Annotated in this window: 9 protein-coding genes; 5 read left to right on the forward strand and 4 right to left on the reverse strand. The window is 63.7% G+C overall.

Annotated elements, in window-relative coordinates; translation table 11 throughout:
* Positions 1 to 26 precede the first annotated feature (26 nt).
* Positions 27 to 1,610, reverse strand: a complete 1,584-nt coding sequence (locus AAEQ75_RS12555; protein WP_343349135.1) for a peptide chain release factor 3 — start codon at positions 1,608 to 1,610, stop codon at positions 27 to 29.
* A gap of 230 nt (positions 1,611 to 1,840) precedes the next feature.
* On the opposite strand from AAEQ75_RS12555, the gene AAEQ75_RS12560 reads away from it, so the two are divergent.
* From AAEQ75_RS12560 to AAEQ75_RS12580, 5 genes are all read left to right on the forward strand, one after another.
* Positions 1,841 to 4,369 carry a sulfite reductase flavoprotein subunit alpha gene (locus tag AAEQ75_RS12560; RefSeq protein WP_343349136.1) on the forward strand — a complete coding sequence of 843 codons (2,529 nt, stop codon included), beginning with the start codon at positions 1,841 to 1,843 and terminating at the stop codon, positions 4,367 to 4,369.
* 435 nt (positions 4,370 to 4,804) lie between these two features.
* On the forward strand, positions 4,805 to 5,968 hold the full coding sequence (locus AAEQ75_RS12565; protein ID WP_143506163.1) for a type III PLP-dependent enzyme: 1,164 nt from the start codon (positions 4,805 to 4,807) through the stop codon (positions 5,966 to 5,968).
* 372 nt (positions 5,969 to 6,340) lie between these two features.
* The gene (locus AAEQ75_RS12570) at positions 6,341 to 8,611 is read left to right on the forward strand and encodes a catecholate siderophore receptor Fiu (RefSeq protein ID WP_343349137.1); all 2,271 of its coding nucleotides are present in this window, start codon (positions 6,341 to 6,343) and stop codon (positions 8,609 to 8,611) included.
* Between the two features lie 70 nt (positions 8,612 to 8,681).
* Positions 8,682 to 9,359, forward strand: coding sequence for a Fe2+-dependent dioxygenase (locus AAEQ75_RS12575; protein ID WP_343349138.1), 678 nt, complete (start codon positions 8,682 to 8,684; stop codon positions 9,357 to 9,359).
* 2 nt (positions 9,360 to 9,361) lie between these two features.
* The gene (locus tag AAEQ75_RS12580) at positions 9,362 to 10,459 is read left to right on the forward strand and encodes an alpha-hydroxy acid oxidase (protein ID WP_343349139.1); all 1,098 of its coding nucleotides are present in this window, start codon (positions 9,362 to 9,364) and stop codon (positions 10,457 to 10,459) included.
* A 109-nt stretch (positions 10,460 to 10,568) separates the two neighbouring features.
* On the opposite strand, the gene AAEQ75_RS12585 is transcribed toward AAEQ75_RS12580, so the two are convergent.
* The 3 genes from AAEQ75_RS12585 to AAEQ75_RS12595 form a co-directional block, all read right to left on the reverse strand.
* Positions 10,569 to 12,140 (reverse strand): sulfite reductase subunit alpha, encoded by a 1,572-nt coding sequence (locus AAEQ75_RS12585; RefSeq protein ID WP_343349140.1) that lies wholly within the window; start codon positions 12,138 to 12,140, stop codon positions 10,569 to 10,571.
* A 103-nt stretch (positions 12,141 to 12,243) separates the two neighbouring features.
* Complete coding sequence (locus tag AAEQ75_RS12590; protein WP_343349141.1) at positions 12,244 to 13,116, reverse strand: DUF4198 domain-containing protein; 873 nt, start codon at positions 13,114 to 13,116, stop codon at positions 12,244 to 12,246.
* An 11-nt stretch (positions 13,117 to 13,127) separates the two neighbouring features.
* Entirely contained in the window at positions 13,128 to 13,640 is a 513-nt protein-coding gene (locus AAEQ75_RS12595) for a DUF2271 domain-containing protein (protein WP_343349142.1), read from the reverse strand.
* Between the last annotated feature and the right edge of the window lie 7 nt (positions 13,641 to 13,647).

The following is a 13,647-nucleotide window of genomic DNA, read 5'->3' on the forward strand; positions in this document are numbered from 1 at the left end:
CCGCAGAGCGGGCCTTGTTCGATGGGTTAGTGATGCTCGCGCGTCGCGCGGAATTTCACTTCCTGCCAGCGTTCTTCCATCAGGCTCAGGTTGACTCGGGTCGGCGCCAGGTAGGTGAGGTGACCGCCGCCATCGATGGCGAGGTTCTCGTAGGCCTTGTCCTTGAATTCCTTGAGCTTCTTCTCGTCGCTGCATTCGATCCAGCGCGCCGACCAGACGTTGATAGCCTCGTAGGCGCACTCGACCTTGTATTCCTCTTTCAGGCGGCTGGCGACCACGTCGAACTGCAGCACACCGACGGCGCCGAGCACGATGTCGTTGTTGCGTTCGGGGAAGAACACCTGGGTGGCGCCTTCCTCGGCCAGTTCCTGCAGGCCCTGGCGCAGCTGCTTGGATTTCAGCGGATCTTTCAGGCGCACGCGACGGAACAGTTCCGGGGCGAAGTGCGGGATGCCGGTGAAGCCCAGGTTCTCGCCTTCGGTGAAGGTGTCACCAATCTGGATGGTGCCGTGGTTGTGCAGACCGATGATGTCGCCGGCGTAGGCTTCTTCCAGGTGCTCACGCTCGCTGGAGAAGAAGGTCAGCGCGTCGCCAACGCGCACGTCCTTGCCCAGGCGCGCGTGGCGCATCTTCATGCCCTGGGTGTACTTGCCCGAGCAGATACGCATGAAGGCAATCCTGTCCCTATGCTTCGGGTCCATGTTCGCCTGGATCTTGAACACGAAGCCGGAGAATTTCTCCTCGGTCGGCTCCACATTGCGCTCGTTGGCGGCGCGCGGCAGCGGACGCGGCGCCCAGTCGACCACGGCGTCGAGCACATGGTCGACACCGAAGTTGCCCAGTGCAGTGCCGAAGAATACCGGGGTCATCGCGCCCTTGAGGAAGGCGTCGGGCTCGAACTCGTGACAGGCGCCCTGCACCAGTTCCAGCTCTTCGACGAAGCGCTCGTACATGTCGCCGAGGTGGTTGCGGGCTTCGTCCGAATCCAGATTCTGGATGATCTTGGCTTCGGTGCGCTCGTGACCATGGCCCGGGGTGTAAACCACGATGTAGTCGCCGCTCAGGTGGTAAACGCCCTTGAAATCCTTGTAGCAGCCAATCGGCCAGGTGATGGGCGCCGCCTTGATCTTCAGCACCGCCTCAATCTCGTCGAGCAGCTCGATGGGGTCGCGGATGTCGCGGTCGAGCTTGTTGATGAAGCTGACGATGGGCGTGTCGCGCAGGCGGCAGACGTCCATCAGGGCGATGGTACGTGGCTCGACGCCCTTACCGCCGTCGAGCACCATCAGCGCGCTGTCCACTGCGGTCAGGGTGCGGTAGGTGTCCTCGGAGAAGTCTTCGTGGCCGGGGGTGTCGAGCAGGTTGATGATGTGCTCGCGGTAGGGGAACTGCATCACCGAGGTGGTGATGGAGATGCCGCGCTGCTTCTCCATCTCCATCCAGTCGGAGGTGGCATGGCGGTCGGATTTACGCGACTTCACGGTGCCGGCCACTTCGATGGCCTTGCCCATCAGCAGCAGCTTCTCGGTGATGGTGGTCTTACCGGCGTCCGGGTGGGAAATGATGGCGAAGGTACGGCGCTTGGCGACTTCGGCGGCCTGGGTGGTCATGAATATGTGCCTGGATGGAGTCGTTGAGGGTGCCTTGGCACCCGTAAAGCGCGGGATTATACCGATAACTGCCGGCTCTGGCGGAGAGCGGCCATCGGTTTTCAGGCCGTTCGGTAAGTGCTGCGGCCGGGCCTTGTTGCCGATGCGTAAATATCGCGCAAAGTAATGGTTATGAAAATTATTCCCATATAGAGTAGCCGCCCGTCGCAGTGGGTGAGGGTGGCTCCGTCGTGTTCAAGAAAATCATCTTCCAGTTGCACTGGTTCTTCGGTATCAGCGCCGGCCTGGTGCTGGCCGTCATGGGTATCACCGGCGCCCTTTATAGTTTCGAGGGCGAGATAACCCGGGCGCTTAACGCCGACCGCTGGCAGATCCAGCCCAGCGCACAGGGGCATCTCACGCCAGGCGAGTTGGCTGCGAAGATCGAGGCCTCTACCTCTGATCGTGTAACTGCGTTGTGGGTCGACGGTCGCCATGACGGGCCTGGCACGGCTTTTCTTATGCCACCGCCGGGCGAGCGGCGCGGGCCACGCATCGTCTTCGACCCCTATACCGGCGAGGTGCTTGCCGAGCCCATGGGGCAGGACTTCTTCCGGTTGATGCTGATGCTGCACCGCTTTCTGTCGATGGGCGAGGTGGGCAAGCAGATCACCGCTGCCAGTACGGTGGCGCTGATTTTCTTCTGCTTGTCCGGCCTCTATCTGCGTTGGCCGCGCCAGGCCTTGAGCTGGCGTACCTGGTTGACGCTGGACTGGAAGAAGAAGGGGCGTAGCTTCAACTGGGATCTGCACGCTGTCGCCGGCACCTGGGCGCTGCTGTTTTATCTCTGCGCCGGGCTCACCGGTTTGTATTGGTCTTATGACTGGTATCGCGAGGGGCTGACGCGCCTGCTTTCCGACACACCGCCCGAACAGCGTGGCGAGCGTGGCCGTGGCGGTCGCCAGGCGCCCAATGGCCCTGCCCCCGAAGTCGACTACGACGCCGTCTGGCAGAGCATCCAGCAAGCCGCCGGGCCCAAGCTGGTGGCCTGGAACCTGCGCCTGCCGCCAGTGGCGGGGCAGCCGGCGACGGTTTTCTACATGCTCGATGGCGCCGAGCATGTGCGCGCCTTCAACCAGTTGCAGCTCGACCCGCAAAGCGGCGCAGTTAGCCAGCATGAGCGCTACACCGAGAAGAGCTTCAAGGCGCAACTGCTGGCCAGCGTCTACGCCCTGCATGTGGGCGAGTACTTCGGCATGCCCGGGCGCATCCTGATGATGCTGGCCACGGCGGCCATGCCGCTGTTTTTCATCACCGGCTGGCTGCTGTACCTGGACCGCCGACGCAAAAAGCGCGCGGCCCAGGCGGCGCGCGGTACGCTGAAAACGGATAACTCGGCTGAAGGCTGGCTGGTGGGGTTTGCCAGCCAGAGCGGCTTCGCCGAGCAACTGGCCTGGCAGAGCGCCGGGCAGTTGCAGGCCGCCGGTATCCCGGTGCGGGTCGAGCCGCTGTCGCGCCTCGACGCTGACAGCCTGAGCCGCACGCAGAAGGCGCTGTTCGTGGTCAGCACCTTTGGTGATGGCGAGGCGCCGGATGCCGCGCAAGGCTTCGAGCGCAAGGTGCTGGGTGGTTCGCTGCCGCTGGGACAGTTGAGCTATGCGGTGCTGGCGCTGGGGGATCGGCAGTACGAGCATTTCTGCGGATTCGCCCGGCGCATCAACGACTGGCTGGGGTTGCAGGGTGCGCATCGCCTGTTCGACAGCGTTGAGGTCGACGGCGACGACCAGGCCGCGCTGCAGCACTGGCAGCAGCAACTGAGCGAGCTTACCGGCGCTGCGCCGATTCGCTTCGAGGAGATGCCGTGGCAGAACTGGCCGTTGGTCGAGCGACGTCTGCTCAATCCTGGCAGTCAGGGTGCTGCGGTGTTCTTCATCGGCCTCACACCGCCTGCACAGAGCACCTGGCAAGCCGGCGACATCCTGCAGATTCGCCCGCGCCATGCGCCGAGTGTGGTGGAGTCCTGGCTGCAGCATTCCGGCTTCGAGGGCTTCGAGCCCGTCACGCTCGCGGGGCAATCGACCAGCCTGCGCGAAGCATTCGCTGAGCGGCAGTTGCCAGACAGCTTCGCCCATCTGGTGGGGCTGCATGCCCAGGCACTGGTCGATGCGCTGGTGCCGTTGGGCACGCGGGAATATTCCATCGCCTCGGTGGCGGCCGATGGTGTGCTGCAACTGATCGTGCGCCAGGCCGTGCAGGCCGATGGCCGCCTGGGGCTTGGGTCTGGCTGGTTGACCGAGCACCTGCCCGAGGGCGGTCAGGTGCTGGCGCGGGTACGACGCAATAGCGGCTTCCACCTGCCTGAGGATGACCGTCCGTTAATCCTGATTGGCAATGGCACCGGCCTGGCCGGCCTGCGTTCGCTGTTGCGCGCACGCACCCTGGCAGGGCAGGCACGCAACTGGCTGCTGTTCGGCGAGCGTAACCGCGCCTGCGACTTCTTCTGTGGCGACGAGCTGCAGGCAGCGCTGGCGGCAGGCGAGCTGCAGCATCTGGATCTGGTGTTCTCCCGCGACCAGGCCGACAAGCGCTACGTGCAGGATCTGCTGCGCGAGCAGGGCGAGCGCCTGCATGCCTGGCTGGCCGAGGGCGCGGCGATTTATGTGTGCGGCAGCCTGCAGGGTATGGCCGGTGGTGTCGACAGGGTATTGCGCGAGCTGCTGGGCGATGAAGCGCTACAGGCATTGCTCGAGGAAGGGCGTTATCGCCGTGACGTGTACTGAGTGGACGAGCGGGCGGTGCAAACCGCTCGCTCAAAGGTGCTGCAATGGCACTGAAACATGGCTGCGCCAAACTGGCTGAAAGCCCCGCCTGTTCAGCATTTCAGGGCGTTTTGTGTGATATCCGGAACGAGCTGAAATTAGGCAGAATTTCCGGTTGATCTGCGGGGCGCATGGTCTTAAAGTCCGCGCCCGAACGTCCATGCTGGAAACGATCCATCCGGCTCAAGTACTGACGACGAGAGGTTGCCGGCCGGCGCATGGTCGGTACCGGTGATGCTCGGCGACATGCCTTGGGAAGTAGGCGAACCAAAGTGGGGAAACTGTCAGACGTTCAGGCACGCGCGTTGCGCGGCCACCCCCTACACGTAGCGGAACCTGTGAGGCGTTTCGCTGCCCGAATCCATGTGTTCCCGGTTTAGCCATTGGAGTTCCCGCATGTCGATCAAGGTCGAAGACTATTACGCACCCGCCACTTTCCAGCGCATGAAGGCATTCGCCGATCAGCACGAAACCCCGTTCGTGGTGATCGACCGGCAGATCATCGCCGATGCCTACGATCAGCTGGGTACCTGCTTCCCCTTCGCCAAGGTCTACTACGCGGTCAAGGCCAACCCGGCCGTCGAGATCATCGAGCTGCTGCGTGACAAGGGCTCGAGCTTCGATATCGCCTCGATCTACGAGCTGGACAAGGTCATGGCCACCGGCGTCGGCCCCGAGCGCATCAGCTACGGCAACACCATCAAGAAGGCGCGCGACATTCGCTACTTCTATGAAAAAGGCGTGCGCCTGTTCGCCACCGATTCCGAAGCCGACCTGCGCAACATCGCCAAGGCCGCGCCGGGTTCGAAGATCTACGTGCGCATTCTTACCGAAGGCTCCACCAGCGCCGACTGGCCGCTGAGCCGCAAGTTCGGTTGCCAGCCGGACATGGCCCTGGACCTGCTGATCCTGGCCAAGCAACTGGGCCTGGTGCCGTACGGCATTTCCTTCCACGTCGGTTCGCAGCAGCGCGACATCGATGTGTGGGACGCCGCCATCGCCAAGGTCAAGGTGATCTTCGAGCGCCTCAAGGAAGAGGACGGCATCACCCTGCAGATGATCAACATGGGTGGCGGCTTCCCGGCCAACTACATCCAGCGCACCAATGATCTGGAAACCTACGCAGCGGAAATCACCCGCTTCCTCAAGGAAGATTTCGGCGATGATCTGCCGGAAATCATCCTCGAGCCGGGCCGCTCGCTGATCGCCAACGCCGGTGTGCTGGTCTCGGAAGTGGTGCTGGTGGCGCGCAAGTCGCGTACCGCCGTCGAGCGCTGGGTGTATGCCGACGTCGGCAAGTTCAGTGGCTTGATCGAAACCATGGACGAGTCGATCAAATTCCCGATCTGGACCGAGAAGAAGGGTGAGATGGAAGAAGTGGTGATCGCCGGCCCGACCTGCGACAGCGCCGACATCATGTACGAGCACTACAAGTACGGCCTGCCGCTCAACCTCTCCAGTGGTGACCGCCTGTACTGGCTGTCCACCGGTGCCTACACCACCAGCTACAGCGCCGTGGAGTTCAATGGCTTCCCGCCGCTGAAGTCCTACTACCTGTAAGCGCTACTCCCTCCAAGAACCCGCCTTTCGGCGGGTTTTTGCGTTTTTGGCCGGCCATTTACCTGGCTGGGCCTGTCGTTGCGCGGGGCGTGTGAAACGTTGAGGTCTTTGTCGTGCGCTGGGTGGCATGCCTGCTGTCTTTACGGCAGCCCGCGTCGGCCTGTGGCACAAGAGGCTGTCTCCGTTTAGTTCGTGCCTGTGTAGCGGGGGGGGGGGGATGAGCGTCAAGGAAATGTAAAAATCTAAATCTAGTTGTATTGCTATTGTATATAAGAGTTATTAGCATTCGCGCACTTTGTTAAGTATTTGTTACTTCCTGTTGCACTGCCGCTTGCAAGGCCAGGACGTAGCCTTTCCAACCTGGGGACAACAATGACAATCCGTAGTCGTAAGCATCATCACGTCAATCATCTTGCCGCACTTGTCGCGGCAACCCTGCCAGCCCTGGCAGTTGCACAGACCGCTGACAGCGAAAAGGGCGTGGACCTGCCCGAGATGGTGGTGACGTCCAAGGCCGAAATCCCCTACAAGGCCGACAAGAGCGCCAATACCAAGCTGACCCAGCCGCTGCTGGATACACCCAAGACCGTGCAGGTGATCAAGAAGGAGATGCTCCGCGAACAAGGCGCAGGCAGCCTGATGGAGGCGCTGCGCAATACCCCCGGCATCACCCTGCAGCTCGGCGAAAACGGCAATACCTCTGCGGGCGACACCTTCATGATGCGCGGCTTCTCCACCCAGCAATCGACCTTCGTCGACGGTGTGCGTGACCTCGGCGCGGTCAGCCGCGATGTGTTCAACCTGGATCAGGTTGAGGTGGTCAAGGGGGCAGCCGGCTCCGATATTGGTCGTGGTGCATCCTCGGGTTACATCAATCTGATCTCCAAGCTGCCGACCCTGACTGACGAGACCTTCGCCACCCTCGGCTACGGCACCGCCGACAAGAGCAACCTCACCGCCGACATCAATCGTCAGTTGGGTGACAACTCGGCGCTGCGCCTGAACCTGATGCGTCGCGCTGGCGACGTCGATGGCCGCGACTATGTGGACAACAGCAGCTATGGCGTTGCCCCGGCGATCGCATTCGGCCTGGATACGGCGACCCGCGTCTACCTCTACTCGCAGCATGTGCGCCAGGACAACACGCCAGACGGCGGCATCCCGACCATCGGCATGAGCGGCTTCTACAACGCCAATGCGGCGCTTAACGCTGCTGGCAAGGTCGACACGGAAAACTACTACGGGGCCAAGGGTGACTATGAGCGCATCGACGGCGACATGTTCACCCTCAAGGTCGAACACGACGTCAATGACGCCCTGACCCTACGCAACCTGTCGCGTTGGGGACGCAGCAATAACGACCGCATCCTCACCGGCATCAACGCGCTCAATGCCAATGGTTCGACCAATCCGGCAAACTGGACCGTTTCCCGCAGTCGTCAGGTGGTCGACCAGGAAAACCAGATCCTCGCCAACCAGAGCAGCCTGAACGCTCAGTTCGATACCTTCGGCCTGCGCAACGAGTTAGCGGCTGGCCTTGAGCTGATGAGCGAGAAGCAGCTCAACCGCAGCTATGCCACTGCCGCCCAGACCATCGATGGCGTGGCCTACCCGGCAGTGCCGCTGCCGCCAGCCAACCTGTATGACCCGAACGCGCACGATGCTCTGGGTGACCCCTACAAGACCGGCGCCTATACCGATGGTGAAACCAAGACCGCCGCGCTTTACGTTTTCGATACCCTGCACCTGAACGAGCAGTGGGCGCTCAATGGCGGTGTGCGTTTCGAGCACTTCCGCACCGAGACCGACAGCGTCGCCATCACCTCCGGCGCACGTGTGCCGGGCAGTGGCTACGAGTCGGGCGACCTGACCAGTTGGAACACCGGCGTGGTATTCAAGCCCTTGCCCAACGGCAGCATTTACCTGTCCTACGCCAACTCGATGACTCCGCCGGGGAGCAACAACTTCGCTCTGGTGGCGGACTCCGCGACTTCTTCGTCCAACGAACAGGTTGGTCTGGACCCGCAGGAAACCCGACACATCGAGCTCGGCACCAAATGGGATCTGCTGGATGAGCGCCTGGCGCTGACCCTGGCGGCCTACCGCACGGAGAACGAGAACCAGGTCAGCTACGACTCCTTCGCTGCCCGCTACTTCCAGGAAGGCAAGACCCGCGTCGACGGCGTCGAGCTTGGCGTGGTCGGCCAGCTGACCAACTTCTGGCAGGTTTCCGCCGGCGTGGCTCACATGAACACCAAGCAGCTCAATCAGGCCAGCTTCAGTGCCACCAACGGCGTCAGCAATAACACTGGCGTGCGCTGGTCACCGGATCTGACTGCGACACTGTGGACTTCCTACACCCTGGGCGATCTGACCCTGGGCGGTGGCGCGCGCTACGTGTCCGAGCAGGACCGGGTGATCGTTTCCGGTGTCGACATGAGCACGCAGAACATGCCGGTCATCCCGTCGTACTGGGTGGCCGATGCCATGGCAGCCTACCGTCTGAACAAGAACGTCAACCTGCGTCTGAACCTGTATAACCTGTTCGACAAGGAGTACATCGAGTCGCTGAACAACAGTGGTGCCCGTGCTCGTCTCGGCACGCCGCGTTCGGCGATGTTCACCACCGAACTGTCCTTCTGATCCGACCCCGTGTCGCAAGAAGCCTGCGCCATGCGCGGGCTTCTTGCGTTCAACGCAGGAGACTGCCCCGATGTTGCTGCATATCCCGCAGGTTCTGAGCAAGCAGGAGGTCGCCGCCCTGCGCGCCGAGCTGGCGGCCCATGATTGGGTCGACGGCGCGCGTTCGTCCGGCGCCCAGGCTGCGGCGCTCAAGAGCAACCTGCAGTTCCCGGCAGAGTCACCAGCTTTCGCCGCGCTCTCGCAAAGCATCGCTGGCGCCTTGCAGCGTCACCCGCTGTTCGTCTCGGCGGTGTTGCCACGGCACATGCTGCCGCCGATGTTCAACCGTTACAGCGGTGGCGGGCGCTACGGCAACCATGTCGACAACGCCCTGCAGCGTGACCGTTTCAGTGGTTTGCAGGTGCGCACCGACGTTTCCACCACGGTGTTTCTCAGCGAGCCGGATGAGTACGAAGGCGGCGAGCTGATCATCGAGGACACCTACGGCGAGCATGAGGTGAAGCTGGCGGCTGGCGATGCCATCCTCTACCCGGCCACCAGCCTGCACCGCGTCGAGCCTGTGACCAGCGGCACACGTATCGCCTCGTTCCTGTGGACGCAGAGCTGGGTACGCGATGCCTGGCAGCGCAAGCTGCTGTTCGAGCTGGACATGAACATCCTCAAGCTGCGCGCGCAACTGGGTGACAGCCAGGAGGTGCTTGGCCTGACCAGCACCTACCACAACTTGCTGCGTCAATGGAGCGAGTGAGCATGAGCCTTCCGGCGCCGCTGAGTGAAATTCCTGCTGACCTCGTTTCTGCCCGCGACTATGAGCGCTATGCCCTCGAGCGGCTCGATGGCAATGCCCTGGCCTATCTGCAGGGCGGCGCTGGCGACGAGCTGACCTGCCAGGCCAATCTGCAGGCATGGCAGGAGTGGGCCTTGCTGCCGCGCATGTTGCGTGATCTGCGTGGTGGCCACACCCGTTGCCAGTTGCTTGGCGATGCACTGCAGCATCCCATCGTGCTGGCGCCGATTGCTTATCAGCATCTGTTTCACGCCGAGGGTGAACGCGCCAGCGCGCTGGCTGCTGGTGTCATGGGCGGCGCGGCGGTGCTCAGCTCCTTCGCCTCCACGCGATTGGAGGAGGTGGCCGAGGTGGCGCAGGGGCCGCTGTGGTTTCAGCTCTACTGGCAGGGCAGCGGCCCGGCGACCTTGGCCCTGGCGCAGCGCGCCGAAGCGGCCGGCTATCGCGCCTTGGTGCTGACGGTGGATGCGCCGGTGTCCGGCGTACGCAACCGCGAACAGCGTGCGGGCTTTCGCTTGCCGCCGGATATCTCTGCGGTGAATCTCGAACAGGCGGTGCAGCTGCCGGCGTTGCCCGAGGGCGGCAGCGCGGTGTTCGATGGGCTGATGGCGGTGGCGCCGGGTTGGCAGGATGTCGCCTGGCTGTGTCAACGCAGCTGCCTGCCGGTGCTGCTCAAGGGCATCCTGCACGCTGACGATGCGCGTTTGGCCGTGGAGGCAGGGGCTGCCGGGGTGATCGTCTCCAACCATGGTGGCCGGGTGCTGGATTCGCAGTGGCCGGCGATTCGCTCGCTGGCGTCGATTCGCGCCGAGCTAGGCGCAGATGTGCCGGTCTTGGTCGATGGCGGCATACGTCGTGGCAGTGATGTGTTCAAGGCTCTGGCGCTGGGCGCCGACGCGGTGCTGATCGGCCGGCCTTACATCCATGCCTTGGCTACCGCCGGAGCGCTGGGTGTGGCGCACCTGCTCAGGCTGTTGCGTGAAGAACTGGAGGTGACCATGGCGCTATGCGGTTGCCGTGATCTTGCCAGCATCGCCCCCGAGATGCTGCAGCGTGCCTGAGGCGCTGCATGTGTCTTGATCGCAAAAGCTTCGCCCCGGGGCGGGGCTCCTACATGAATTGCGCAGACATCGCGTCGCTCTGTAGCAGCCGCGCCGCGCGGCGAAGCGGTTAGTAAAGGTCGCGCCGGTAACGTCCGGCTTCGCGCAATGCCGTCACCTGCTGCTGGCCGAGCAAGCCGCGCAGCAGCGCGTCGACTTCCTCACCCATACCCTTGAGGCTGCCGCACAGCAACAGGCTGGCGCCACGCTCGATCCAGGTGCGCAGCTCATCAGCAGCGTCGCGCAGCAGGTGTTGTACGTAGACCGGTTGCGCCTGATCGCGGGAGAACGCCAGGTCGAGGCGGCTAATGTGGCCGCTGCGCTGCCAGGTGCGTAGCTCGTCGGTGAAGAACAGATCGCAGGCGGCGTTGCGTTCGCCGAACAGCAACCAGTGGCCATGCTGGCCCAGCCGCTCACGCTCACGCAGGTGGGCGCGCAGGCCGGCCAGGCCGGTGCCGTTGCCTATCAGGATCAGCGGGCCGCTGGTTGCCGGCAGGTGAAAGCTCGGGTTGCTGCGAATACGCAGTTCGACAGCCCCGCCGATGGGGGCGTATCGGCACAGCCAGCCGGAACCCAGGCCGGGCTGACCTTTGGCGTCCTGCTGCAGGCGGACCAACAGTTCCAGCGCGCCGTCGTCAGGCAGCGAGGCGATGGAGTAGTCGCGATGCGTCAGCAGGGGCAGCGCCTGCAGCACGGTCTCGGCATCCAGGCCGTGCAGGCTTTGCAGGTCATCCGGCCATTGCCGACGGGCCAGTTGTGAGCTCAGGGATTGGCCGTCGCCAAGGCGTAGCTGGCCATCGAGCTGGAGCGCGCGCAGCAACGCTTCGACTCGCTCGGGCGGCTGGCAGGGGGCGACTTCGGCGATATCACCGGCTTGCCAGGCCGGCATGTCGTCTGTTGGCTGCAAGCGCAGGTGGAACGCGGGGCGCCCCTGGCTGGCGGGGTTCAGACATTGACGTGCGAGCAGTTGCCAGGGCTGGTAATCGGCTGCCTGCCAATCGGCGAAGTACTGCCCGCCAGCCAGCAGGCCGAGTTGCTGCTGCCATTGGCGCAGCACGGCCGGGTCGCCACGGTCGGCTTCCAGGCGGTCGAACAGGGGATTCGCGCCGAGGCGTTGCAGGCGCTGATCCAGTTGCCTGGCAAAACCACAGAAATGCTGATATTGGCGATCCCCCAGGCCGAGCAGGGCGAAGTTGAGCCTGCTCAGGTCTGGCTGGGCCTGGTCGAGCTCACGCAGCCAGCGAGCCGCGTGGTCCGGCGCTTCGCCTTCGCCGTAGGTGCTGGCTATCAGTAGCAGGCGGCTGCTGGAGGTCAGGCGTTCTGCGCGCAGGGTATCGCATGGCAGTGCCTGTGCATTGATGCCGCTGCTGCGCAGCTGTTCGGCACTCATTTCGGCCAGTGCCTGCGCCTGGCCGCTCTGGCTGGCGTAGGCAACGAATAAGGGCTCGCCTGTCTCGCTGGTGGTCGCGGCGCAGGCAGAGCGGGGACGCCAGCTTCGCACGCAGATCCCCAGCCAGGCGAGCACGGCTAGCGCGGCGCTGATGTGCCGTGGCGGCTGCAGCCAGAGCAGCAGGATGGCCAGGCTCAGGCAGGTAAGGGCGGGCCAGTAGCGCTGTAAGAAGGGGGCGAGTGGAGATGTCATGCAGATCCATAGCCTGGATGTCATCCAGGATGGTCGTGGTGCACATTCTCTGCGGCAGCTGCCTGATCGCAGTGGCTGCCGCAGGTGCAGCGTGCTGATCGACTCAGGGCGCGAGCACTTCCAGGGTTGCGCTGTAGCTGGCGCGGCGGCGGGTGGCTGGCGCCTGTGCCTGATCGCTTTCCAGCTCGGCTTCCAGCCAGTACATGCCGGCCTCGGGCCAGGTGATGCTGATACGGCCCTGGGCGTCGCTCTTCAACTCGATCTCGCCGAGCTGGTCGCGGTAGCGGTTGCCGCCGGGGATCACGCTCACTGCCACATCAGCGGCAGGCTTGCCGTCGAGCAGCAGGATGAACTCGGCCGCTTCACCCGCGAACAGGTCATTGGGGTGGGTCACCGGCTGCAGCTCCAGACCCTTGCCGGTGGTGGCCAGCACGGTGTCGGTGGTTTTGCCGGAGGTGACGAAGACTTCCATGCGGCTGGAGGTCTGGCTGACCTGCAAATCTTCGGCGGCCGCCGGGATTTCCTTGGCCAGGGCATCAGCGCTGCCCATCCAGCGCCGCTGCTGGCCGTTCTCCTTGTAGGAGGCGAACAGGCCGTGGTTGGCGATGCTCAGCTTGTAGGTGCCCTTCTGCGAGAGGGGCAGATCGAAGCTGCTGCGATAGCGACCGATATGGCCATTTTTCGGTTGCAGCAGGCTGCCGTCCGGTGCCTGGATCTGCAATTGCGCGGCCGGGCGCGGACGCATGCCAGGCGGCCCACCGGCAGGCGTCTGGTCCACTGCGCCGACACCGGCGATACGCATCGGAAAGTGCTCGAAGTAGAACAGATCATTGGAGACAGCGGCGTCGACGGTGATCCACGGTGCTTCACCGGACAGTACGGTGGCCGAGGGCAGCATCCAGGCGCGGTGAGCCTGAGCGGAGAAAGGCAGGCACAGGGCCAGGGTCAGTGCGGCCCATTTGCAGGTCGTGTTCATGATGATTTCCTTTATGGGGTGAGTTCGAGGGTAATGGCGCCCAGCTCGTGCTGGCCCTGGACGCTGGCCTGGCTGCGCTGCTGTGGCGGCCAGGTGAACGGCACACGTAGCAGTTCGCGGCCACCGACTTCGCGTGCAGCCTCTACGACCAGTTGGTATTTACCCGCCGCCAGGTTCTGCAACTGCGGGCTGTCGCTGGCGAAGCTCAGGCTGTGCTTGCCCACGGCGTGGGTGGCGCCGCTGATGCCATCGACCGGCATGTCCAGGTTGCGCCCGCTACGGCGCCACCACTGGCGCAGGTCCTTGAGCCATTTCTCGCCCTCGGCATCCTTCATCTTCATGTCGTACCACACCGCCAGATCGGCGGCATGACGGTTGCCCGCATCCTCCAGCCAGACGGCCACATAGGGGCGGTGATATTCGGCGACCTGCAGGCGCGGGATCTCGACCTCGACGGTCATCTGCGCCGCCAGCAGTGGGGCGCTGAGCAGGCTGGTAAAGGCGAACAACAAGGGTCTGGACATGGCCACC

This window comes from Pseudomonas sediminis (genome assembly GCF_039555755.1).
GTDB lineage: Bacteria > Pseudomonadota > Gammaproteobacteria > Pseudomonadales > Pseudomonadaceae > Aquipseudomonas > Aquipseudomonas mendocina_D.

Bases quoted from the DNA above. Each gene is read 5' to 3' on its own strand.
- AAEQ75_RS12555 (WP_343349135.1), bottom strand. From the start codon at position 1,610: ATGACCACCCAGGCCGCCGAAGTCGCCAAGCGCCGTACCTTCGCCATC.
- AAEQ75_RS12580 (WP_343349139.1), top strand. From the start codon at position 9,362: ATGAGCCTTCCGGCGCCGCTGAGTGAAATTCCTGCTGACCTCGTTTCT.
- AAEQ75_RS12565 (WP_143506163.1), top strand. From the start codon at position 4,805: ATGTCGATCAAGGTCGAAGACTATTACGCACCCGCCACTTTCCAGCGC.
- AAEQ75_RS12585 (WP_343349140.1), bottom strand. From the start codon at position 12,140: ATGACATCTCCACTCGCCCCCTTCTTACAGCGCTACTGGCCCGCCCTT.
- AAEQ75_RS12575 (WP_343349138.1), top strand. From the start codon at position 8,682: ATGTTGCTGCATATCCCGCAGGTTCTGAGCAAGCAGGAGGTCGCCGCC.
- AAEQ75_RS12570 (WP_343349137.1), top strand. From the start codon at position 6,341: ATGACAATCCGTAGTCGTAAGCATCATCACGTCAATCATCTTGCCGCA.
- AAEQ75_RS12595 (WP_343349142.1), bottom strand. From the start codon at position 13,640: ATGTCCAGACCCTTGTTGTTCGCCTTTACCAGCCTGCTCAGCGCCCCA.
- AAEQ75_RS12590 (WP_343349141.1), bottom strand. From the start codon at position 13,116: ATGAACACGACCTGCAAATGGGCCGCACTGACCCTGGCCCTGTGCCTG.